This window comes from Variovorax sp. 05T418, assembly GCF_056396385.1.
In genome coordinates this window covers 715,111-737,734 of record NZ_JBFTLJ010000004.1, presented here as the reverse complement: position 1 = coordinate 737,734, position 22,624 = coordinate 715,111, and the positions used below count along the sequence as shown (strand labels likewise).

Sequence of the window (22,624 nt, the reverse complement as noted above, 5' to 3'; positions counted from 1 at the left end):
CTGCAGTCAAGGAGCAACAACATGGATTTGGGCATTGCAGGCAAGACCGCGCTGGTGTGCGGCGCGAGCAAGGGGCTGGGCTACGGCTGCGCCGAGGCGCTGGTGCGCGAGGGCGTGAACGTGGTGATCGTGGCGCGCGGCGCCGAGGCGCTCGAAGCGGCGGCTGCGAAGCTGGCCGCAGCGGCAGCCGGCTCGCCGGCGCCTTTCGTCAAGCACGTGGCCGCCGACATCACGACCGAGGCCGGCCGCGCGGCGGTGTTCGCGCTCGGCCACGACTTCGACATCGTCGTCACCAACGCCGGCGGCCCGCCCCCGGGCGATTTCCGCAACTGGGACCGCGAGGCATGGATCAAGGCCGTCGACGCCAACATGCTGACGCCGATCGAGCTCATCAAGGCCACGGTCGACGGCATGGCCAAGCGCGGCTTCGGACGCATCGTCAACATCACCTCGAGCTCTGTGAAGTCGCCCATCGACATCCTCGGCCTCTCCAACGGTGCGCGCAGCGGCCTCACGGGCTTCGTGGCCGGCGTGGCGCGCACGCCCATCGCCGCGCAGGGCGTGACCATCAACAACCTGCTGCCCGGCTCCTTCGACACCGACCGCCTGAAGGGCACGATGGCCGGCGCGGCGCAGAAGTCGGGACAAGACTTCGACACCGTGTGGGAAGCCCGCAAGAAGAACATTCCGGCCAGGCGCTTCGGCACGCCCGCCGAGTTCGGCGCGATCTGCGCCTTTCTCTGCAGCATGCAGGCCGGCTACATGACGGGACAGAACGTGTTGGCCGACGGCGGCGCCTACCCCGGCACGTACTGAGCTCGCCCCCAGGCTGCGCGCGCTTCGTGTCGCGCGCGGCTATGGGCGCCGTGACGAGATCACGATCCCGCCCACGATCAGCGCAAAGGCCGCGCCGTGGTACCAGTGCGGCGGCTCGCGCAGGAAGGCCGCGGACAGCAGCGCGGCGAACAGCGGCGTGAGGTTCATGAAGAAGCTCGCGGCCTGCGGCCCCGCATGCTGCACGCCGCTGCCCCAGCAGCGGTAGGCCACCACGGCCGGGCCGATGCCGATGAAGGCCAGCGCCGCCAGCAGCGGCCATCCGAGCTCCATGCGCGCATCGGCCAGCGTCCATTCCCCGGCCGCGAACAGGCCCGACCATGCGAGGCCGAACACCAGCTGCGCCATCAGGAACGCGGCCCAGTCCTGCCGCACGTCCTGCGGCTCGCGCGTGCGCGCGAGGAACCAGCTGTAGAACGCCCAGGCGATGGTGCCCAGGATCATGTAGAGATCGCCCGGCACCAGCCGCAGCGCGAGCAGCTGCCGCCATTCGCCCCGGCTCAGCACCAGCAGCACGCCCAGCATCGAGAGCAGCGAGCCGCCGATCTCTCGCCCGCCGACACGCGCGCCGAAGAAAATGCCGCCCACCGCCAGCATCCACAGCGGCAGGCTGGAGCCCACCAGCGTGACGTTGATCGGCGCGGAGGTCTGCAGCGCCAGGTACTGGAATGCGTTGTAGCTGCCGATGCCCAGCAGCCCCAGCACCGAATAGCGCTTCCAGTGCGCCCACATCGGGCTGCCGCGGCGCAGCACCGGCCATGCGAGCGGCAGCAGCAGCACGAACGCGATCACCCAGCGCACGAAGTTCAGCGTGAGCGGCGACACCAGGTCGCGCACCAGGCGGCCGACCACCGCATTGCTCGCCCACAGCAGCGGCGGCACGGTGAGCAGGAAGACGGTGGAAGGCGTGAGGCGCTGCTGGATCTGCATGGCCGCCGACTCTACCGGGCATTCCCCGCCCCCGTCGCGCGAAGGCCAAACGTGGCACCATGCGCCTCTTCTTTTCTGTGCGACTGGAGACTGCAAAGATGATGAGCAAAGCCGTCCGTATCGACCGCCATGGCGGCCCCGAGGAACTGAAGATCGTCGACGTCGAGGTGGGCGAGCCCGGCCCCGGCGAGATCCGCATCCGCCACAAGGCCGTGGGCCTGAACTTCATCGACACCTACCAGCGCAGCGGGCTCTATCCGTTCCAGATGCCGCTGCAGCTGGGCATGGAAGCCTCGGGCGTGGTCGAGGCCGTGGGCGAAGGCGTGGCGCACCTGAAGGCCGGCGATCGCGCCGCCTATGCGAGCCAGCCGCCCGGTGCCTACAGCGAGCTGCGCGTGATGCCGGCCAAGAATGTCTGCAAGCTGCCCGATGCGATCTCCTTCGAGACCGGCGCGGCCATGATGCTCAAGGGCCTCACGACGCAATACCTGCTGAAGAAGACGCTGCCGGCCGAAGGCCTGCAGCCCGGCGACTTCATCCTGTTCCACGCAGCGGCCGGCGGCGTCGGCCTGATCGCCTGCCAGTGGGCCAAGGCGCTCGGCCTGCAGCTGATCGGCACGGCCGGCAGCGACGCCAAGTGCAAGCTCGCGCTCGAACACGGCGCGGCGCATGCCATCAACTACAGCACCGAGAACTTCGCGGCCCGCGTCAAGGAGATCACCGGCGGCAAGGGCGTGAAGGTGGTGTACGACTCGGTCGGCAAGGACACCTGGGAAGGCTCCATCGACTGCCTGCGCCCGTTCGGCCTGCTGGCTGTGTTCGGCAACGGCTCGGGCCCGGTACCGCCGATCAGCCTGGGCACGCTCGCGTCCAAGGGCTCGCTCTACGTGACGCGACCGACGCTGTTCACGCACATTGCCACGCGCGAGAGCACGCAGGCCATGGCCGACGACCTGTTCGCCGTGGTGCAGAGCGGCGCGGTGAAGATCCCGATCGACCAGCGCTATGCACTGGCCGACGTGCAGCAGGCGCATCGCGACCTGGAAGCGCGCAAGACCACCGGCTGCACCATCCTCACGCTCTGAGGCCGGGCCAGCCGCCGTCCTACCCGCGGTGGGGTGTCATGCCTGCGTCTTGTGCAAGGCGCACTTTGTAGCCTTCAGCAAAGCCAGCGAAGGCCCGCGCCATGGACACCGTCAGAACCTTCATCGTCGAGGACAACCCCGCCATCCGCGAGAACCTGGCCGGCACGCTGCGCGAGGTGGCGCGGGTCGATCCGGTGGGCCAGGCCGAAACCGAGAACGAGGGCGCGCGCTGGCTCGCGGGCAACCTGTCGCAATGGGACCTGGCCATCGTCGACCTGTTCCTCAAGGACGGCACCGGCTTCGGCGTGCTCGAGGCCTGCCGCAACCGCGATCCGAACCAGAAGATGGTGGTGCTCAGCAACCACCTGACGCCGCAGATGCGGCGCAAGTGCGCGCAGCTGGGCGCCGATGCGGTGTTCGACAAGGCCACCGAGCTCGACGACCTGGTCGATTTCTGCCTGCGCCGCCGGCAGGAGCAGTTCTCAGTCCCGCCGTTCCCGGCGGCGCACTGACCGACCCGACGCCAGATCAGCCCTCGATCTTCCCGAGCCGCGATTCGCGCAGCCGGCTCGGCGCCAGCGCGCCCGCCGATTCGAGGATCGGATAGGCAATGGAGCAGATGTGCGAGTTGATCCGCTTCAGGTCGCTGATCAGGTCGATGTGCAGCGAGCTGGTCTCCATGCTCAGCGTGGTGCGGTCGGAGAGGCGGTCGAGGTGGGTGGTGGCATAGGCCCGCTCGAGGTCGCGGAAGCGAGCCTTCTCCTCGAGCAGCCGCTGCGCGTCGCGCACGTTGCCGTTCAGGAAGACGCTCATGCTCAGCCGCAGGTTGGCGACCAGCCGCCCGTGCAGCTCGACGATTTCCGCCATGCCCGCCTCGGAGAAATTGCGCTGTGGCTTGATCTTCTTGTCCTCGATGTCGATGATCACGCGCTCGATGATGTCGCCGATCTGCTCCATGTTGATGGTGAAGCTGATGATGTCGGTCCAGCGCCGGCTTTCTTCCTCGCCCAGCGCCTCGCGCGAGATGCGCGTCATGTAGTACTTGATGGCCGAGTAGAGCTCGTCCACCGTGTCGTCGAGCTGCCGCAGTTCCTGCGCCAGGCGCAGGTCGTTGTGGCGGATCACGTCGAGCGTGCCGATGAGCATGGTCTCCACCACGTCGGCCTGGTGCAGCGCCTCGCGCGCCGCGTTGGAAATGGCGAGCGAGGGCGTCGACAGCGCCGACGGGTCGAGGTGATGCGGCCGCGTGGAGGTGGCCGGCAGCGGCGGCACCGGCAGCATCTTGGTGACCAGCGCGGCAACCCACTGCGTGAGCCCGATGAAGCCCAGGCTGATGAGCACGTTGAACGCCAGGTGGAACAGCACCACGCCGTGCGTCGCGTTCGGCACGTGCGGCTGCACGTAGCGCAGCCAGAGCCCGACGAAAGGCGCGACGATGGCCACGCCCAGCCCCTTGAACAGCAGGTTGCCCACCGTGACCTGCCGCACCGGCACCGCGGACTTGGCCGTGGTCAGCACCGCCAGCAGGCCGCTGCCGAGGTTGGCGCCCAGCACCAGCCCGAGCGCGACATCCAGCGGCACCACGTTGGAACTGGCCATGGCCGCCACCAGCAGCACCACCGCCAGGCTCGAATAGGCCACGATCGCCAGCGCCGCGCCGATGGTGATCTCGAGCAGCACGTCGCTGTTGAGCGAGGCCAGCAGCACGCGCACGGCCGGCGCCGAAAAGAGAGGCTCGGTCGCTTCCACCACCAGCTGCAGCGCCAGCAGCATCAGCCCCAGCCCGATCAGCACGCGCCCCACGCGGCCCGCCACGCTGGCCGAGCGGGTGATGAACAGCACCACCCCCACGAAGATGAACATCGGCGACAGCCACGAGAGATCGGCCGAGAACAGCACCGAGATGAGCGCCGTGCCCACGTCGGCCCCGCGCATCACCGCCAGCGCCGCCGGCAGCGTGACCAGGCCCTGCCCCACGAAGGAGGAGGTCATCAGCGAGGTGGCGGTGCTCGACTGCACCAGGGCCGTGACGCCGATGCCCGACAGCGCGGCCGTGAACCGGTTGCGCATGCTCTGCACCAGGATCTTGCGCAGGTTGGCGCCGAACACGCGCAGCACGCCCGTGCGCACGAGGTGCGTGCCCCACACCAGCAGGGCAACGGCGGCGAGCAGGTTCAGGAGGTGCTTCATGGATGCCGGTTTCTATCCTTTTCGTTTTTGTTCGTTTGCGGCCCCATTTTCCACATGAATGGCCTCAGTCGATCAACGCTCCGTTGTCATGGAAGGGAAAAGGGCCTTCGAAAGTGCCGGAAGCTGCCAGATGGGTCACGAGCCGGCCGTCCCGGGCCGACCAGGCGTGAATCTTGAAGCCCGGGGGCTCCAGCGTCCAGGCCGAGGCCGCATCGGGCGACAGGTCCAGGCAGACCTGGTGCGCCGGCGCCGGCGAAGTCGATGCGATGCTGCCGCCAAAGCGCACGTCGATGGCGCGGTGCAGGTGGCCGCAGATCACGCGCTCCACGTTGCGGTGCCGCGCGACCAGGGCCTCGAGCGCCTCGGCGCCCTGCAGCAGGCCGATCTCGTCCATGTGGCCGATCAGCGTGCGGAAAGGCGGGTGGTGCATGGCAATCACCACCGGCTCGCCGCGGCAGGCATCGAGCTGTTCCTCGAGCCAGGCCAGGCGCTCGCTGCAGAGTTCGCCGTGGCTCGCGCCCGGCACGCAGGTGTCCAGCGTGAGCAGGCGCAGCGCGCCGATGCGTACCGAATACTGCACGAAGCCGGCCGAGCCCACGCCCGCCGCCAGGTAGGCGTGGCCGGGAAAGCTGCGGCGCAGCTGGCCGCGCTCGTCATGGTTGCCGGGCATCAGGTAGACCGGCATCGCGAGCGGCGCCAGCAGGCGCGCCAGGTGCTCGTATTCGGCCGCGCGGCCGAAGTCGCTGAGGTCGCCCGTGATCACGACGGCGTCGGGCTGCTGCGGCAGCCGCAGCACCGACTGCACCGCGCGCTCCAGGTAGGGCGCGGTGTCGATGCGGCCATAGGCCAGGCGTCCCGGCTCGCGGATGTGCAGGTCGGTCAGCTGGACCAGGAAGGTGGTGTCTTGTGTCGTTGTCGTCGTCATGCGATGGTCTCCTGCGAGGTCATCAGGCGGTCGGGCTGGATGCGCAGGCCCACCGGATCGCCGGGCCCGAAGGGTGTGTCGCGGCCCACGTCGGCCACCAGCAAGGGCTGGTCCTGCACGCGCAACTGCAGCTGCACGCGGTCGCCGAGGAAGGTGCGGCGCTCGACCGTGGCGGTGCCCCAGTCGGGCCGCGGCGCGCTCACTTCGACGTCTTCGGGGCGCACCAGCAGCATCGCATGGCTGCGCCAGGCGGGTGGGCAAGGCAGGGTGCTTCCGCCGAGTCGGACAACGCCTTGCGCAATGGCGTCGGCTTCGCGCGCGAGGCGGTTGACGCGGCCCAGGAATTCGGCAACGAAGGGATGCGCCGGTGCGCGGTACAGCTCTTCGCCGCGGCCGATCTGCACGATGCGCCCGGCGCTCATGACCGCCAGGCGGTCGGCAATGGCCAGGGCCTCCTGCTGGTCGTGCGTGACGTGGATGGCCGTGATGTGCAGCCGGCGCAGCAGTTCGGCAAGCTCGTCGCGCAGCGACTCCTTGAGCTTGGCATCGAGCGCGGCCAGCGGCTCGTCCAGCAGCAGCACGCGCGGGCGCACGGCCACGGCACGCGCCAGCGCCACGCGCTGCCGCTGGCCGCCCGAGAGCTCGGCGGGGCGCTTGTTCTCCAGGCCGCCCAGGCGCGTCAGGTCGACCAGCTCGCCCACCGCGCGCCTTTCCTCTTCCGGCGCCACGCCGCGGATGCGCAGCCCGTAGCCGATGTTGGCTGCCACCGTCATCTGCGGAAACAGCGCATAGCTCTGGAACACCATGCCCACGCCGCGATGCTCCACCGGCCGATCGGTGACCTCCTGCCCGCCGAACACGATGCGGCTGCCTTCGTCGGGTGCTTCGAGCCCCGCGATCAGCCGCAGCAGCGTGGTCTTGCCGCAGCCCGAGGGCCCGAGCAGCGCAAGCACCTCGCCGGCCTCCACATGCAGGTGGGTGGGCAGCAGCCCGCGCGTGCCGTCGGCGTAGGTTTTCGCGCAGTTCGCGATGTCGATGGGAATGCGTTCAAGTTCCATGGCGTTTCTGCATCAGGTTGGCAAGATATTGAAGGCCCCACAGCACCGGAAGAATGACCGCGAAGAAGACCAGCGTATAGGCCGATCCGATCTCGATGCGCATCGAGGCATAGCTGTCGGCCAGGCCCACGGGCAGGGTGCGCGTGAGCGGCGTGTGCAGCATCCACGTGAGGTTGAACTCGCCCACCGAGAGCGTGAACACCATCAGGCTGCCGGCCACGATGGCGGGGAACACCGCGGGCACCAGGATGCCCATGAAGCGCTGGCGGAAGTTCGCGCCCAGCGAGCGGGCCGCCTCTTCGAGCGCGAGCAGGTCGTCGCGCTGGAAGGCCGAGCTCACGGTACGCACCATGAACGGCAGCGTGAACACCATGTGGCCCACCAGGATGAAGGCGAAGCTCTGGCGGAAGGCCGTGAGCTGGCCGTAGGCAAGGATCAGCGCCAGCGCCGTGGCCAGTCCCGGCACCGCCACCGGCAGCGTGAGCAGCTCCTCGAAGATGTGCGCCGCGCGCGAGCGGCTGCGCGCCAGCGCATAGGCGCAGGGCACGCCCAGCAGCACGGTGCCGATCACGCAGGCCAGCGCCAGCGCGAGCGACCAGCCGACGGTGCCGCCGTAGTTGTCCCATACCTCCCCGAGCCAGCGGAGCGTGAGGCCGCTCTTCAGGCCCGCGCTGTAGTTGTTGACCAAGCCGGCCATCACCGACAGCAGCATCGGGGCGATCATGAAGAAGCTCACGAGCACGGTGATGGCCAGCAGGAAGGGCGCCCGGGGTTGCGTGTTCTTTCGCATGGGGGAGTTCCTTGATGATTCAGCGCGCGACGGGGTTGGCGCCGAAGCGCCGCGCGGCGAACAGCACCAGCCAGGTGACGAGGCCCAGCGCGATCGAGAGCGATGCGGCGAGCGCGAAGTTGGCGTAGTTGGTGAACTCGTTGTAGATGGTGATGGGGATCACCTCGAACTTGCTGGCCAGCGTGAAGGCGGTGCCGAAGGCGCCCATCGAGGTGGCGAACAGGATCGCGCCGCATGCGAGCGTGGTGGGCGCGAGTTCGGGCAGCCACACGTCGCGCGCGACGCGCAGCCGCGAGGCGCCGAGCGAGCGCGCGGCTTCTTCCAGCTGCATGTTCATGGCCTCGGCCGCGGCAGCATAGGTGGCAATGGCGCGAGGCAACGAGAAGTAGAGGTAGGCCAGGAACAACCCGAGCAGGCCGTAGGCGAAGGTGATGCGCTCGCCGAACAGGCTGTCGCCGATGTCGGCCACCAGCCCCTGCCGCCCACCGAGCAGGATCACGAAGAAGCCGATGATCACGCCTGGAAACGAGAGCGGCAGCGTGAGCAGCGACAGCAGCATGCGCTTGCCCGCGAAGGCGTGACGCGCAAGGTAGATGCCGACGGCGGCGCCGAGCAGCAGGGTTGCCAACGTCACGGCCACAGACAGTGCCACGGTGTTGGCCATGCTCTGCAGGTAGCGCGAGTCGGTGAGCACTGCGAAGTAGGTGGACCAGCCCTTGCTCGCCGGCAGCGTGAGCAGGCGCACCACCGGCAGCAGCCAGAAGGCCGCGAAGAAAACGGCGGCGGGGGCTGCGCAGGCCAGCAGGCGCCAGCGGGGGTTCCAGGCGTTGGGTTGCTTCATCTCAGTTTTTCATTACGCGCTTGTGTTCTTGTCGCTGTTTTGTTCGGGGCGTGTGCACAGGCCACCGGGTACTCCCCTCCGCAAATGTCCCCCGCCTTCGGCTCCTCCTTTATTTCGCTGCGGGGAGCACCCGATGGCCTGTGCACCAGGGCACGCTCTGGGTGTACCGCTGATCAACGACCGCTCTGTCCAACGCACCCGCTGATGGGGTGCCTTGCGCAGCGAAATCAAGGGGAAGGCCGCAGGCCGGAGGACATTCGCGGAGCAAGGTACCCCATCAGCGGGAGCGCGCCCTGAACGCATCCGGGACAAAACTCAGCGCACTTCCTTGAGATACCGATCAGAGAACGCACGCTGCGCCTCGGCCATGCGCGCGTAGTCCACGCTCTTCGCGCGCGCGTATTCGGTAGCAGGAAGGAACTGCGCCTCGATGTCCTTGGGCATGGCGCTCGCGCGCACCGGCCGCAGATAGGCCTTGGCCCAGATCGCCTGCCCCTCGTCGGACAGCACGAAGTCGAGCACCTTCTTGCCCTCGGCCGCATGCGGCGCCTTGGCGACCAGGCTCATCACGTAGGGTACGGCCAGCGTGCCTTCGCTCGGAATGACGAAGGCGACGTTGGCCTTGTCCTTGTACTTGGCGCGGTAGGCATTGAAGTCGTAGTCCAGCAGGATCGCGATCTCGCCCGACAGCACGCGCGCGTAGGAAGTCTGCTTGGGCACGATGGGCTCGTTCTTCTGCAGCGCCTTGAAGTAATCGATGGCCGGCGCGAAGTTGTCGAGCGTGCCGCCGCGTGCCTCGTTCACCGCCACCGCGCCGACATAGCCCACGAACGCCGAGGCCGGATCGAGGTACCCGATCAGGCCCTTGTATTCGGGCTTGAGCAAGTCGGCCCACGACTTCGGAATCGGCTTGCCCTTGAGCGCATCGACGTTGACCATGAAGCCGAGCGTGCCCGAGTGGATGGTGAACCAGTTCCCGGCCGGGTCCTTCAGGCCGTCGGGAATGTCCTTCCACGCGGCCGGCTTGTAGGGCTCGACCACGCCTTCCTTCTGCGCCTGCACCGCGAAGGTCACGCCCAGGTAGGTGACGTCGGCCACGGGGCTCGCTTTCTCGGCCACCAGCTGCGCGAGCGACTGGCCCGAGTTCTTGTTGTCGGCCGGCACGGTGATGCCGGTCTTGGCCTTGATGGCCTTGAGCTGCGTGCCCCAGTCGGCCCATTCGGTGGGGCAGTTGTAGCAAATGGCGGTCTGGGCCATGGCGCTGCCAGCGGCAACGAGCGCGGCGGCGATCAGGCCGAGGCGAGCCATGCGGGAAATACGGAGGGACATGAAAGAACTCCTTGGATGGGTATATGGAGACAGAGGCGAGGTGATCGATCAGTCGTTGGCGGCGTCGCGCGCGGCCGCGCACGATTCGCCATCGCGGAAGAAGTACGGCAGCAGCAGGCTCGCATCGGCCTGCAACGCGGTGCCGCCGGCCATCGCCTGGATCAGCAGCTCGACGCTGCGGCGGCCGATGTCGTCGTTGGGCTGCGCGATGGTGGTGAGCGCCGGCGTCAGGTCTTCGCCGAGCGCGATGCCGTCGAAGCCGATGACGCTGAGGTCGTCCGGCACCGCAAGGCCGCCCAGGTGCGCGGCGCGGATGCTGCGGATGGCGAGCAGGTCGTTCGAGCAGACCAGCGCGGTGGGCCGGCCAGGCGCCCGCAGCACGCCGGCGAGCGCATCGACCGCGCTTTCGACAAACGGCACCTCGATCAGCGGCGGTGCCTTGAGCCCGGCATCGGCCATGCCCTTGCGGTAGCCGCGGTAGCGCTGTTGCGCGCGGTCGGACGCGGCGAGCGTGCCGCTGACCATCGCGATGCGGCGATGCCCGTGCAGCACCAGCCGCGCCACCGCATCGGCCACGGCCGCTTCGCCATCGACGGTCACGCAGGGATGCCCGGGATGCCTGTTGTAGGCCAGCACGTAGGGCGTGCCGGCGGTGCGCAGCCGGGCCAGCGCGGCCGACGTGGAAGGATTGGAGACCACGAGGATCAGCCCGTCGACATTGCCGGCCAGAAGCAGGTGGACCGCGCGCTCTTCCTCGTCGAGCTGGTAGCCGGTGGTGACCGGAATGATCGCGTAGCCGCCGGCGATGGCCGCGCGCGCGATGCCCTGCAGGCATTCGGCAAAGGTCGGATTCAAGAGCGTCGGCAGCACCACGCCCAGCGCACGGCTGCGCTGGGTGCGCAAGGTGCGCGCGCTGGCGTTCGGCACGTAGTCGAGTTCACGCGCCACGCGCTCCACCAGCTCCCGCGTGGATCGGGTCACCTTGTCGGGGAAATTGAAGGCCCGCGACACGGTGGCCACGGAAACCCCGGCTTTGGCTGCAACGGCTTGGATGCTCATTCGTGCGGTGTCATGTAATCGATTACATTTCACCGCGGCAGTATGACCCCGCCATGACAGCCGATGAAGTGGGGAGAAACCCTCGCGAGCGTGAGAGCCCATCTTGCTCCCTCTCCCTCCGGGAGAGGGCCGGGGTGAGGGCAGGCGGCATTGAACACACGACAAAGCGTCCGGCATGCGGCGCGGTGTGGACGGCCCCTCTGTGCCGCCGAGGAGCGCAGCGTTTCGCGGATCAGGGCTCGCAGCTGTTTGAGCCGCAGGCGAGTTCTGCGAGACCCCGCGAAACGCGAGCACCGCAGGGCAGCCGCGAAGCGGCCGGCACAGTGGGGCCGACCGCGCCGCGCCGCCTGCCGGGCGCTCCCCCTAAAGAAAAACCGTCACTTTCCCCGCCGAACCCGCCGTATCTCATCCAGCACCAGGCAGATCGCCCCCAGCGTGATCGCACTGTCCGCCGCATTGAACGCCGGGAAGTACCAGTTGCCCGCGTGGAAGCTCAAGAAGTCCACCACGTAGCCGTGCATCATCCGGTCGATCACGTTGCCGATCGCCCCGCCCAGGATGCAGGCCATCGAGAACGAAAACAGCTTCTGCCCCGCGTGCGACTTCAGCATCCAGATGATGAACACCGCGGCCGCCACGCCAATGGCCGTGAAGAACCAGCGCTGCCAGCCCGAGTGGTCGGCCAGGAACGAGAACGCGGCGCCCGTGTTGTGCGCGCGAACCACGTTGAAGAAGCTCGTCACGTAGGTTGCGTCGCCCAGCTTGTAGTAGCCCAGGATCAGCGTCTTGGTGAACTGGTCGATGATCAGGATGATCGCCGCCAGCCCGAGCCATGGCCAGATGCTGCCGCTGCGCGAGCGCGATGCCGACATGGTGCGTGCCGCCGCCATCAGGCAAAGCTCCGCGGCTCGCCGGCACCGAACAGGTTGCTCGTGCAACGGCCGCAGATCGTCGGATGCGCCGGGTCGTGGCCCACGTCGTCGCGGTAGTGCCAGCAGCGATCGCACTTCTGCGCCGTGCTCGGCGTCACCACCGAAGACAGCGCCTCGCCCGCCGCCAGTTCGATGGCGGAAGTGATGAAGACGAACTTCAGGTCGTTGCCCAGCGACTCCAGCAGCGCGAAGTCGTCGGCCGGTGCGCTGAGCTGCAGCTTGGCCTGCAGCGACGAGCCGACCTTGCCTTCGGCGCGCACGGCTTCGATGTCCTTGTTGACCACGTCGCGGATCTCGCGGATGCGGCTCCACTTGGCGAGCAGTGCCTCGTCGGGCGCGGCGAACTTGCTGTAGGTCTGCGCAAAGATCGATTCGCCCGGCTTGCCCGTGCTCACGAACTTCCATGCCTCTTCGGCCGTGAAGCTCAGGAACGGCGCCATCCAGCGCAGCATTGCCTGCGAGATGTGCCAGAGCGCCGTCTGCGCACTGCGGCGCGCCAGCGAGCCCGGCGCGGTCGTGTAGAGCCGGTCCTTCAGGATGTCGAGGTAGAAGCCGCCCAGGTCTTCCGAGCAGTAGATCTGCAGCTTGGCCACCACCGGATGGAACTCGTACACCTTGTAGTGCGCAAGGATCTCGGCCTGGAACTGCGCCGCGCGCGAGAGCGCATAACGGTCGATCTCGAACAGTTCCTCGAGCGGCACGGCATCCTTCGCGATGTCGAAGTCGCTCGTGTTCGCCAGCAGGAAGCGCAGCGTGTTGCGGATGCGGCGGTAGGCATCGACCACGCGCGCGAGGATCTTGTCGTCGCCCGCGATGTCGCCCGAGTAGTCGCTCGCGGCCACCCACAGGCGGATGATTTCCGAGCCCAGCTTGTTGCTGATTTCCTGCGGGTCGATGCCGTTCTTGAGCGACTTGCTCATCTTGATGCCCTTGGCATCCACCGTGAAGCCGTGCGTGAGCAGGCCGCGGTAGGGCGCGCGGCCTTCCAGCGCGCAGGCGATCAACAGCGACGAATGGAACCAGCCGCGGTGCTGGTCATGGCCTTCGAGGTACAGGTCGGCTTCGGGGCCGCTCTCGTGGTGCACGTTGGGGTGCGTGCCGCGCAGCACGTGATAGAAGGTCGAGCCCGAGTCGAACCACACCTCGAGGATGTCGGTGCTCTTGGTGTAGTGCGGCGCGTCTTCGGCGCCCAGGATTTCTTCAACCGTGACGCGGCTCCAGGCCTCGATGCCGCCCTTCTCGACGATGTCGGCGGCCTGGTCGAGGATTTCCATCGTGCGCGGATGCAGCTCGCCTGAATCCTTGTGCAGGAAGAACGGGATCGGCACGCCCCAGCTGCGCTGGCGGCTGATGCACCAGTCGGGCCGCCCGGCGATCATGTCGTGCAGGCGGGCCTTGCCGTTCTCCGGATAGAAGCTGGTCTGTTCGATGGCGTCGAGCGCGGTCTGGCGCAGCGTCTTGGGCGCCTTGTCCTTGGTGAACACGCCTTCGCCCTCGTCCATGCGGATGAACCACTGCGCCGCGGCGCGGTAGATCACCGGCGTCTTGTGGCGCCAGCAATGCGGGTAGCTGTGGGTGATGGTCTCGGTGGTGAGCAGGCGATTGGCATCGCGCAGCGCCGCGATGATGACCGGCACGGCCTTCCAGATGTTCTGCCCGCCGAACAGCGGGAAGTCGGGCGCGTAGCTGCCGTTGCCCTGCACCGGGTTCAGGATGTCGTCGTAGGCCACGCCGTGCGCGATGCAGGAGTTGAAGTCGTCCACGCCGTAGGCAGGCGAGGAGTGGACCAGGCCGGTGCCATCGGTGGCGGTGGCGTAGTCGGCCAGGTACACCGGCGACAGGCGCTGGTAGCCCGCATCAACGTCGTACAGCGGATGCTCGAACTCGAGCCCGCCGAGCTTCTCGCCCTTGACCGTGGCCAGCACCTTGCCGTCGAGCGCATAGCGCGTCATGCACATCTCGACCAGCGAGTTGGCCAGGATCAGGAGGCCGCGCTCGGTGTCGACCAGCGAGTACTCGATCTCCGGGTTCAGGTTGATCGCCTGGTTGGCCGGGATGGTCCACGCGGTGGTGGTCCAGATCACGGCAAAGATGTCGCCGAGGATCGTGTGGTCGGTGCCGAAGGCCTTGAGCACCTTCTCGCGCTCATGCGCCTTGAAGGCCACGTCGATGGTCTGGCTCTTCTTGTCGGCGTATTCGATCTCGAATTCGGCCAGCGACGAGCCGCAGTCGAAGCACCAGTACACGGGCTTGAGGCCGCGGTAGACGAAGCCGCGTTCGATCACGCGCTTGAAGGCGCGCAGCTCGCCGGCTTCGTTCGCAAAGTCCATCGTCTTGTAGGGATGGTCCCATTCGCCCAGCACGCCCAGGCGCTGGAAGTCGGCCATCTGCTGCGCGATCTGTTCCGTGGCGTAGGCGCGGCTCTTGGCCTGCATCTCGTCGCGGCTCAGGTTGCGGCCGTACTGCTTTTCGATGGCGTTCTCGATCGGCAGGCCGTGGCAGTCCCAGCCGGGCACGTAGAGGGCGTCGTAGCCTTCGAGCTGGCGCGCCTTGGTGATCATGTCCTTCAGGATCTTGTTCACCGCGTGGCCCATGTGGATCTGGCCGTTGGCGTAGGGCGGGCCGTCGTGCAGGATGAACTTGGGCGCGCCGTGGCGGGCGTCGCGGAGGCGCTGGTAGCGGCCTTCGTCGTTCCATTCCTTGACCCAGCCCGGTTCGCGCTTGGGCAGGTCGCCGCGCATCGGGAAGGGGGTGTCGGGCAGGTTCAGCGTGGAACGGTAGTCGGTGGGGGAAGCGGCGTCAGACATGTTGGAGTGCGAAACAGAGGGGCTTCGACAGGCTCAGCCCGAACTGCATTTGAGCGGTCGGTGCGGAAGAAAAGCCGTTCGCCCTGAGCTTGTCGAAGGGCGGCAGCACGGTGCGTGCAGGGCTAAATTCGGTCGCGCGTGGTCTGGCGGTGGGTTTCGGCGTGGGTCGACGCAAAGAACGCGCGCGCGTCGCGCCCATCCTTTGCGATGCCCGCAGTCAGGGCCTCGAGGCTGGTGTAGCGCAATTCGTCGTGCAGTTTGTGCAGGAGTTCCACGCGGACGATTTTACCGTAGGCCCCTTCGGCTCCCAGATGCGAGGGCCACTCCAGGCAATGCGTCTCCAGCAGCACGCGGCCCGCGTTGACGTCGTTGGCATCGAGCGAGGGGCGCACGCCGAGGTTGGCCACGCCGGGCAGCGGCTGGTCGGCCAGCCCGTGCACCAGCACCGCGAAGATGCCGCTGGCCGCCGGTTTCCAGTGCTTGAAGCGCAGGTTGAGGGTGCGGAACCCGTCGTCCTTGCCGGGCGCCGAGGCGCCCAGCGCGCGGCCGAGCTTGCGGCCATGGACCACGTGGCCCGAGATCGTGTAGGGCCGCCCGAGCAGATGCTGGGCATCGGCCATGCGGCCCTCGGCCAGCGCCTCGCGCACGGCCGAGCTGGAAACGCGCAGGCCATGGACCTCGTAGCTGTTCATGCGCGCCACATCGAAGCCGTGCGCATCGCCGGCGGCGTCGAGCATGGCGTAGTCGCCGGCCCGCCGGGCGCCAAAGCGGAAGTCGTCGCCCACCAGCACGTAGCGTGCGCCCAGGCCGTCGATCAGCACGTTCTGGATGAAGGCTTCGGGCGACTGGGAGGCCAGCCGGCCGTCGAAGGGCAGCACCACCGTCTGCGCCACGCCGCAGGCCGCGAGCTCGGTGAGCTTGTCGCGCAGCGTGCCGATGCGCGCGGGCGCCAGGTCGGGTTTCTTGGTGACGGCGGCGAAGTAGTCGCGCGGATGCGGCTCGAAGGTGAGCACGCAACTGGGCAGCCCGCGATGGCGCGCCTCGGTCTGCAAGAGCGCCAGCATGGCCTGGTGGCCACGGTGCACGCCGTCGAAATTGCCGATGGTGAGGGCGCAGGCCGGAGCCACGCCCGGGTGCCGGAAGCCGCGGAAAACCTGCATGGGTGGGTATCTTTTTGATAGCGCCTTTTGCCCGTCGAATGGGCACATCAGGCCGTTTTGTCACAAAGCCGGTATATTGTGACTCAGTGCGTCGCCTGAAGTGGTCTCCGGCGCGCTCCGTGTCCCTGGTCTTTCCGTGATTCTTCCCTTTTTGAGGAGGCGTGTGGTGAAGGTCTTGAAGCTGTCGGCCCAAGGGCTGCCCCAGTCATGGATATCGCTCGAACAGGCGGTCATCCACTATGCAGCGGACGAAGTCCGCTGGGAGGTGGGCGCGCAGGTGGCCGTGTTCCGTGGCGGCCACAATGCCATCACCGGCCAGCAGTCGCAGATCGCGATCAACAGCATCATCGGCACCAAGGGCGTGCCGCGCATCAACCCCTTCACCCAGCGCCCGGGGCTCACCAACAGCAAGCTGTTCTCGCGCGACCGCAACATCTGCGCTTACTGCGGCGGGCATTTCCATGAAGACGAGCTCACGCGCGAGCACATCATTCCGTTCGCGCAGAACGGCATCGACACCTGGATGAACGTGGTCACGGCCTGCCGGCCCTGCAACCACCGCAAGAGCAGCCGCACGCCCGAGCAGGCCAACATGCCGCTCTTGTACGCGCCCTACGTGCCCAGCCTCTGGGAAGATTTCATTTTGCGAAACCGCCGCATCCTGGCGGACCAGATGGAATTCCTGATGGCACACCTGCCGCAGAGTTCGCGGCTGCACGACACCTAGCGCTTCCAGTCGGGCGGGCGCTTTTCGATGAAGGCCTGCACGCCTTCCAGCGCGCTCTCGTCCATCATGTTGCAGGCCATGGTCTGGCTGGCATCGGCCAGCGCGGCCTCGATGCCGGTTTCGAGCTGCCGATAGAACAGCGCCTTGCCGAGCGCAAGCGCCTGGCGCGGCTTGGCGACGATGCTGGCCACCAGCGCCTCCACCGCGGCGTCGAGCTGGCTGGGCGGCGCCACCCGGTTGACCAGGCCCTTCTCGCGGGCTTCCTCCGCGCCGATGAATTCGCCCGTTACCAGCATCTCGAAGGCCTGCTTGCGGCCCAGGTTGCGCGACAGCGTGACGCTCGGCGTGGCGCAGAACAGGCCCACGTTCACGCCGCTGACCGCGAAGCGCGCCTCGCTCGAGGCCACCGCCAGGTCGCACACCGCGACCAGCTGGCAGCCCGCGGCCGTCGCGATGCCGTGTACGCGCGCGATCACCGGCACGGGCAGGCGCTGGATCGACAGCATCATCGCGCCGCAGCGCTCGAACAGCCGCTGGTAGTAGCCGAGCGAGGGTTCGGCGCGCATTTCCTTCAGGTCGTGGCCCGCGCAGAAGGCCTTGCCCGCTGCCGCGATGACGACGGCGCGCACGGTGTCGTCGGCCGCAATGTCAGCGAGCGCCTGTTCGAGCGCGCCCAGCATGCCTTCGGAGAGGGCGTTGAACGAGGCCGGGCGGTTCAGCGTCAGCGTGGCCACGCCGCGCGCATCGCGTGCCGCCAGCACGAAGGGAGAAGTCGTGTCATTCATGTCCGTGGCCCTCTTTGCTCTTTGATCAGTCAGTAGGTCAGCTCGAGCACCGTCACGTGCTGCTGCGCCGCAGGCCATGTCAGACCGGTGATGCGCTCCGCGTTGAATTCACCGGTCACTGCGCGCTGCGGTTGCGCGGCGGCCAGGCGCAAACGCGAACTCGACACGCCGGAGCCCTTGGGCGGCACACCGGGCGGCGGGCTCTGGCCGTCGAAGCGCATGGTGTCGCGCTCTGCATCGAAGTAGCCGCGCGGCCGCGTGAAGACGACGACCGCCTGGGCGCTGCCATCGGCCGGCGTGAGGCGTTCGGGCCGCAGGTTCACGACGCGGCTGCTGCGCGGAAACGGGCTGCGGTAGATGTGCGTGATGCCGTAGCCGGGTGCGCTGAGCACGAACTCGTAGGCCGTGTCGCCGCGCGCATCGAACGGACCCCAGCGGCCATCGGCGCCGATGCTCTTGCTGTGCACCGCATCGCCGCGCCGTGCGCCCGTGGCCGGATCCACCGCGTAGACGGTGGCCTGTCCGCCATTGAGCGAAAGGTTCTCCGCGCCCACCGCGCGGCCGTCGAGCACGACGCTCGCCTCGGGTGCCACCGCCGTGCTGCGCGGCGCTTCGCCGGTCAGGAACTGCCAGGTCGCCGCGAACGCCGCGGGCGAGAACGAGGTTTCCCGGTGGTCCACGCGCGGCAGCACCAGGTTGGTCGCGCCCTTGAGCGCCGGCCCGTCGAAGCCGATGTTCGTCGGCTGGCCCGGCACCCCGATCCACACGCCGTCGGGCTGGGCGTACTTGTCGTTGTTGTCCGAGCGCAAGGTGAGCCACTTCACGCCCGGCGTGACCTCGTCGCCGTTCGGCCCCTTCGGTGCGTTGAGCTGCTGCATGAAGCCCGAGAGCCCCGAGAACTCGTTGTTCTCGCGGAAGCCCTTCACGGCCCAGATGCCGTGCGCCGGATTGCCGCCCAGCACCACGTGGCTCACGACGGCCGCGCCGCCGCCGTTCTGCACGTAGTTGCGGATCGTGTTGCCGCCGCGCGAATTGCCGATCAGCACCACCTTGCCGGCGCCCGTGGCTTTCAGCACCTTGTCGACCTCGGCCTTCAGGAAGAGGGCCGAATCGGCGGTCGAGCTGCGGCCCGGCTGCGCCACGGCATCGTCGTCGCGCGCCAGTGGATAAGGCTGGTCGAGCGCAAAGAGCCGGTCACGCGGCCAGCCGTTCGACTCGAAGCGCCAGATCGTGGTTTGCCAGAGCGCGGCCGAATCGCCGTTGCCGTGCATGAAGACGATCGGCGGGCGTTCGGTGTACGAAGGCGAAGGGACGGTGGCGCAGGCGGTCAGCATGGCGGTCGATGCGAGGCCGAGGGCCAGCAGGGTGCGGCGTGATGGCATGTGATGTGTGTTCCTGGCAGGGTTCCAGTAAGAACGCCCGCCGGCGCAAGGCGGGCGGGCGTTGGATGCTATGGGAAAAACTCCGTCAGGCGAAGACGCCGGCCGTGTCCTGCATGCGCGCCGACACTTCGCCCAGGTGGTGCAGCGTGTCGCCGAAGGTCATTTCGAGCTGCGTGAGCTTGCGGAAATAGTGGCTGCCGATGTATTCGTCGGTCACGCCGATGCCGCCATGCAGCTGCACCGAATTCGCCGCGACAAAACGCATCGACACGCCCAGCTGGTACTTGGCGCGTGCCAGCGCCTGGCGCCGCTCCTCGGCGGGCGCATTGAGCTTGAGCGTGGCGTAGTAGCTCATCGAGCGCGCGAGCTCGAGCTGCATCTTCATGTCGGCCACGCGGTGGCGCAGCGCCTGGAAGGTGGAGATGGTCACGCCGAACTGCTTGCGCTGGTTCATGTAGTCGACGGTGAGGGCCAGGGTCTTGTCCATCACGCCGACCGCTTCGGCGCAGGTGGCGGCAATGCCGACGTCCACCGCGTATTCGAGCGCGGCCAGGCCGTCGGCCGTGACCAGCGTGGCGTCCGCCTTGTCGAACACCACCTCGGCCGCGCGGCCGCCGTCCTGCGTGCCGTAGCCGCGGGCCTCGACGCCGCTCGCGCTGCGTTCGACCAGGAAGAGGGCGATCTTGCCGTCGACCTTGGCCGGCACCAGGTAGGCGTCGGCTTCGTCGCCCACCGGCACCACGCTCTTGGCGCCGGTCAGCGACCAGCCCTCGCCGGCCTTGGCCGCATGGGCCTCGCACACGTCGAGGCGGTAGCGCGACTTGCGTTCCTGATGAGCCAGCACCACGATGGCCTGGCCGCCGGCGATGCGCGGCAGCCAGTTGTCCTTGGTGTCGGCACTGGCGTAGCCGCTGAGCACGGCGCCGGCGATCAGCGTCTGCGCAAAGGGCTCCAGCACGATGCCGCGGCCCAGTTCTTCCATCACCACCATGCCGGCCACCGGGCCCATGCCCAGGCCGCCGTCGTCCTCGGCGATGTAGAGGCCGCCCAGGCCGAGTTCGGCCAGTTCGTCCCAGGCCTCGCGCGAGAAGCCGCCCTGGGCCTCGATGCCGCGGCGGCGTTCGAAGTCATAGCCCTTGTCGACCCATTTGCGAACGGCGTCGCGCAGCTGTTCCTGGTCGTCGGTGAAATTGAAATCCATGTTCTTGTCTCCTCAGCCCAGCACCGTCTGGGCGACGATGTTGCGTTGCACTTCGTTCGAGCCGCCGTAGATGGTGGTCTTGCGCATGTTGAAGAAGGTCGATGCAAGCGGTGCAAGGGCAGGGTTGCCGCCCGGGAAGTTGCCCTGCCAGCCGGCTTCCATCGCTTCGCGGATGAGCGGCAGCGAATAGGCGCCGCCGGCCAGCATCATCAGTTCGCTGTAGCGCTGCTGGATTTCGCTGCCGCGGATCTTGAGCAGGCCCGCGACATCGAGCGAATTCTTGCCCGAGGTGGCGGCCGAAAGCACGCGCAGCACCATCATCTCGAGCGCGACAATGTCGACCTCCAGCTTGGCGATCTCGTCGCGGAAGCGCTGGTCGTCGTACACGCCCTCGCTCTTGGCGATGCGCTTCAGGCGCTCGAGCTCGCGCTTGGCGCGGTTCACGTCGGCGATGTTGGTGCGCTCGTGCGAGAGCAGGTGCTTGGCGTAGGTCCAGCCCTTGTTCTCTTCACCGATCAGGTTCTCGGCCGGCACCTCGACGTTGTCGAAGAACACCTCGTTCACTTCATGGCTGCCGTCCAGCAGCTTGATCGGCCGCACCGTGACGCCGGGCGACTTCATGTCGAGCAGCAGAAAGCTGATGCCGGTCTGGGGCTTGCCCTCGTTGCTGGTGCGCACGAGGTTGAACATCCAGTCGCCATACTGGCCGAGCGTGGTCCAGGTCTTCTGGCCGTTGACGATGTACTTGTCGCCGTGGCGCTCTGCCCGGGTCTTGACCGAGGCCAGGTCGGAGCCCGAGCCGGGCTCGCTGTAGCCCTGGCTCCACCAGACCTCGCCGCTCGCGATGCCGGGAAGAAAGCGCTTCTGCTGCTCGGCATTGCCGAAAGCCATGATCACCGGGGCGACCATCACGGGGCCGAACGGGATGATGCGCGGCGCGCCGGCCAGCGCGGTTTCTTCCTCGAACAGGTGGCGCTGGATGGCGGTCCAGCCCGGGCCGCCGAATTCCTTCGGCCAGCCGTAGCCGAGCCAGCCCTTCTTGCCAAGAATCTTGGCCCAGCCCTGCAAATCGTCGCGCGTCAGCTCGAGCGCGTTGTGCACCTTGTGCGAAATCTCTTGGGGAAGGTTTTCTCTGACCCAGGCGCGAATTTCTTCGCGGAACTGCTGTTCTTCGGGCGTGAAGCTCAAATCCATGCGTGCCTCGCTGTGTTGATCGGTCCGCCGCCGTCGCGGCTGCGGCGGCATGTCTCCGGAGCTTCGAGTTTTAGCACGGTCGTGCTGTGAATCGGTGTCCGCGCGGCGACAACGCGGGCGGAGCACAGATAATCCCGGCCTCCCATGAAGAACATCGTGATCCTGATCTCCGGCGGCGGCTCCAACATGGCGGCCATCGTGCGCGCCGCCGAGCGCGACCGCTGGCCCGAGCGCTTCGGCGCGCGCATTGCCGCGGTCCTCAGCAACAAGGCCGACGCAGGGGGGCTTGCCGTCGCCAGGGCCCACGGCATCGCAACCGCCGTGGTCCCGCACAAGGAGTTTGCGACGCGCGAGGCCTTCGACGAGGCGCTGGCGAAGGCGGTCGACGCGCATTCGCCGGCGCTGGTGGTGCTGGCGGGCTTCATGCGCATCCTGACGCCGGGCTTCGTCGGGCGCTACGCCGGCCGCCTGGTCAACATCCACCCCTCCTTGCTGCCGGCCTTTGCGGGGCTGAACACGCACCAGCGGGCCATCGATGCCGGCTGCAAGGTGGCGGGCGTCACGGTGCACCAGGTCACGACGGAACTCGACCACGGTCCGATCCTGGACCAGGCGGTGGTGCCGGTGCTGCCGGACGACACGGCCGCCACGCTGGCCGGCCGGGTGCTCGCGCAGGAGCATCAGTTGTATCCACGCGCCATTGCCGCGTGGCTTGCAGATACATCAAGTCACACGTCTTAAATTTGTTTATATTCGCGGGTTTTCGGGAGCACGAATGAAAACCCAATCGCTACTGTCCGCGGTCGCCGGCGCTGTCCTGTTGTCGGCCTGCGCCGCGCCAGCCCCCGCACCAGCCCCCGCATCCGCATCCGCTGCACCACCCGAGCCGGTGTTCCAGTGCAATGCGGATGGCGCGCGCTTCGCCGTCGGCCAGCCGCTGTCGCCCCAACTCGAGGCCGCCGCCCGCGTGCGCGCCGGTGCGGGCACGGTACGTGCGCTGAAGCCCGGCGAGGCAGTGACGATGGAACTCAACGGCGGGCGCCTGAACCTCGACGTGGATGCACGCGGCCGCGTGACGGACGTCCGCTGCGGCTGAGGCGTGCCGGGGCCGGCGCCGTCGTCGAATACCTGGTGTTCTAGATCGGCGCGAAGCGCCGTTGGATGACGCCGTCGATCTCCACCGTGCCCTCGAACATCGCAGCCGGGCGGACCCACAGCCCTTTCGCGCCATAGAGCGCGCGGTACAGCGTCATCGGCTCCAGCGTTTCGCTGTGGCGCACGGTGCCCAGCACCTCGTATTCGCCGCCCTTGTAGTGCCGATAGCGGCCGGGGGGCGTCTCGATCAGGGGTGGCAGGTCGTTGTCGTCGTTCATGTTCTTGCTGGCCTTTCAATGG

The 22,624-nt window shown here is 67.8% G+C and carries 22 protein-coding genes; 6 read left to right on the top strand and 16 right to left on the bottom strand.

Annotated elements, in window-relative coordinates; translation table 11 throughout:
• Nucleotides 1–21: 21 nt before the first annotated feature.
• Nucleotides 22–816: an SDR family oxidoreductase gene (locus AC1DMS_RS12060; RefSeq protein WP_012746405.1), complete on the top strand. Its 795-nt coding sequence runs from the start codon at nt 22–24 to the stop codon at nt 814–816.
• Nucleotides 817–855: 39 nt separating this feature from the next.
• On the opposite strand, the gene AC1DMS_RS12055 is transcribed toward AC1DMS_RS12060, so the two are convergent.
• Nucleotides 856–1,764, bottom strand: coding sequence for a DMT family transporter (locus AC1DMS_RS12055; RefSeq protein ID WP_278880947.1), 909 nt, complete (start codon nt 1,762–1,764; stop codon nt 856–858).
• Nucleotides 1,765–1,865: 101 nt separating this feature from the next.
• Between AC1DMS_RS12055 and AC1DMS_RS12050 the strand changes: the two genes are divergently transcribed.
• Both AC1DMS_RS12050 and AC1DMS_RS12045 read left to right on the top strand, forming a co-directional pair.
• Nucleotides 1,866–2,849 carry a quinone oxidoreductase family protein gene (locus tag AC1DMS_RS12050; RefSeq protein ID WP_028256445.1) on the top strand — a complete coding sequence of 328 codons (984 nt, stop codon included), beginning with the start codon at nt 1,866–1,868 and terminating at the stop codon, nt 2,847–2,849.
• Between the two features lie 101 nt (nt 2,850–2,950).
• The gene (locus AC1DMS_RS12045; RefSeq protein WP_478181058.1) at nt 2,951–3,361 is read left to right on the top strand and encodes a response regulator; all 411 of its coding nucleotides are present in this window, start codon (nt 2,951–2,953) and stop codon (nt 3,359–3,361) included.
• A gap of 16 nt (nt 3,362–3,377) precedes the next feature.
• On the opposite strand, the gene AC1DMS_RS12040 is transcribed toward AC1DMS_RS12045, so the two are convergent.
• From AC1DMS_RS12040 to AC1DMS_RS11995, 10 genes are all read right to left on the bottom strand, one after another.
• Nucleotides 3,378–5,039 carry a Na/Pi cotransporter family protein gene (locus AC1DMS_RS12040; RefSeq protein ID WP_012746409.1) on the bottom strand — a complete coding sequence of 554 codons (1,662 nt, stop codon included), beginning with the start codon at nt 5,037–5,039 and terminating at the stop codon, nt 3,378–3,380.
• Nucleotides 5,040–5,103: 64 nt separating this feature from the next.
• The gene (locus tag AC1DMS_RS12035) at nt 5,104–5,964 is read right to left on the bottom strand and encodes a phosphodiesterase (RefSeq protein ID WP_478181057.1); all 861 of its coding nucleotides are present in this window, start codon (nt 5,962–5,964) and stop codon (nt 5,104–5,106) included.
• Nucleotides 5,961–7,022 (bottom strand): ABC transporter ATP-binding protein, encoded by a 1,062-nt coding sequence (locus tag AC1DMS_RS12030; RefSeq protein WP_478181056.1) that lies wholly within the window; start codon nt 7,020–7,022, stop codon nt 5,961–5,963. The genes AC1DMS_RS12035 and AC1DMS_RS12030 overlap by 4 nt, the downstream gene beginning before the upstream one ends.
• Nucleotides 7,012–7,812 carry an ABC transporter permease gene (locus AC1DMS_RS12025; protein WP_478181055.1) on the bottom strand — a complete coding sequence of 267 codons (801 nt, stop codon included), beginning with the start codon at nt 7,810–7,812 and terminating at the stop codon, nt 7,012–7,014. Before AC1DMS_RS12025 ends, AC1DMS_RS12030 begins: the two co-directional genes overlap by 11 nt.
• A gap of 19 nt (nt 7,813–7,831) precedes the next feature.
• Nucleotides 7,832–8,653 carry an ABC transporter permease gene (locus AC1DMS_RS12020; RefSeq protein ID WP_478181054.1) on the bottom strand — a complete coding sequence of 274 codons (822 nt, stop codon included), beginning with the start codon at nt 8,651–8,653 and terminating at the stop codon, nt 7,832–7,834.
• Between the two features lie 315 nt (nt 8,654–8,968).
• Nucleotides 8,969–9,982, bottom strand: a complete 1,014-nt coding sequence (locus AC1DMS_RS12015; RefSeq protein ID WP_478181053.1) for an ABC transporter substrate-binding protein — start codon at nt 9,980–9,982, stop codon at nt 8,969–8,971.
• A gap of 48 nt (nt 9,983–10,030) precedes the next feature.
• The gene (locus tag AC1DMS_RS12010; protein ID WP_478181052.1) at nt 10,031–11,041 is read right to left on the bottom strand and encodes a LacI family DNA-binding transcriptional regulator; all 1,011 of its coding nucleotides are present in this window, start codon (nt 11,039–11,041) and stop codon (nt 10,031–10,033) included.
• A gap of 377 nt (nt 11,042–11,418) precedes the next feature.
• The gene (lspA, locus tag AC1DMS_RS12005) at nt 11,419–11,931 is read right to left on the bottom strand and encodes a signal peptidase II (RefSeq protein WP_478181051.1); all 513 of its coding nucleotides are present in this window, start codon (nt 11,929–11,931) and stop codon (nt 11,419–11,421) included.
• A complete protein-coding gene (gene ileS, locus AC1DMS_RS12000; protein WP_478181050.1) occupies nt 11,931–14,780 on the bottom strand; it encodes an isoleucine--tRNA ligase in 2,850 nt (949 codons plus the stop codon). Before ileS ends, lspA begins: the two co-directional genes overlap by 1 nt.
• 122 nt (nt 14,781–14,902) lie before the next feature.
• Entirely contained in the window at nt 14,903–15,940 is a 1,038-nt protein-coding gene (locus AC1DMS_RS11995; protein WP_012746418.1) for a bifunctional riboflavin kinase/FAD synthetase, read from the bottom strand.
• A gap of 166 nt (nt 15,941–16,106) precedes the next feature.
• Here AC1DMS_RS11995 and AC1DMS_RS11990 point away from each other — a divergent pair, with 166 nt between their 5' ends.
• Nucleotides 16,107–16,667: an HNH endonuclease gene (locus tag AC1DMS_RS11990; protein ID WP_012746419.1), complete on the top strand. Its 561-nt coding sequence runs from the start codon at nt 16,107–16,109 to the stop codon at nt 16,665–16,667.
• Here AC1DMS_RS11990 and AC1DMS_RS11985 read toward each other — a convergent pair.
• The 4 genes from AC1DMS_RS11985 to AC1DMS_RS11970 all read right to left on the bottom strand — a co-directional run bounded on the left by AC1DMS_RS11985 (nt 16,664) and on the right by AC1DMS_RS11970 (nt 21,229).
• Nucleotides 16,664–17,452, bottom strand: coding sequence for an enoyl-CoA hydratase (locus AC1DMS_RS11985; protein WP_478181049.1), 789 nt, complete (start codon nt 17,450–17,452; stop codon nt 16,664–16,666). The two genes, AC1DMS_RS11990 and AC1DMS_RS11985, sit on opposite strands and share 4 nt — an antisense overlap.
• Nucleotides 17,453–17,481: 29 nt before the next feature.
• Entirely contained in the window at nt 17,482–18,834 is a 1,353-nt protein-coding gene (locus AC1DMS_RS11980) for an alpha/beta fold hydrolase (RefSeq protein WP_478181048.1), read from the bottom strand.
• A gap of 85 nt (nt 18,835–18,919) precedes the next feature.
• The gene (locus tag AC1DMS_RS11975) at nt 18,920–20,035 is read right to left on the bottom strand and encodes an acyl-CoA dehydrogenase family protein (protein ID WP_478181047.1); all 1,116 of its coding nucleotides are present in this window, start codon (nt 20,033–20,035) and stop codon (nt 18,920–18,922) included.
• Between the two features lie 12 nt (nt 20,036–20,047).
• A complete protein-coding gene (locus AC1DMS_RS11970; RefSeq protein ID WP_478181046.1) occupies nt 20,048–21,229 on the bottom strand; it encodes an acyl-CoA dehydrogenase family protein in 1,182 nt (393 codons plus the stop codon).
• 144 nt (nt 21,230–21,373) lie between these two features.
• Here AC1DMS_RS11970 and purN point away from each other — a divergent pair, with 144 nt between their 5' ends.
• Both purN and AC1DMS_RS11960 read left to right on the top strand, forming a co-directional pair.
• Nucleotides 21,374–21,970: a phosphoribosylglycinamide formyltransferase gene (gene purN, locus AC1DMS_RS11965; RefSeq protein WP_018903170.1), complete on the top strand. Its 597-nt coding sequence runs from the start codon at nt 21,374–21,376 to the stop codon at nt 21,968–21,970.
• A gap of 34 nt (nt 21,971–22,004) precedes the next feature.
• Entirely contained in the window at nt 22,005–22,325 is a 321-nt protein-coding gene (locus tag AC1DMS_RS11960) for an I78 family peptidase inhibitor (protein ID WP_018903171.1), read from the top strand.
• Nucleotides 22,326–22,365: 40 nt separating this feature from the next.
• On the opposite strand, the gene AC1DMS_RS11955 is transcribed toward AC1DMS_RS11960, so the two are convergent.
• Nucleotides 22,366–22,602, bottom strand: coding sequence for a DUF1653 domain-containing protein (locus AC1DMS_RS11955; RefSeq protein WP_018903172.1), 237 nt, complete (start codon nt 22,600–22,602; stop codon nt 22,366–22,368).
• Nucleotides 22,603–22,624: the final 22 nt, after the last annotated feature.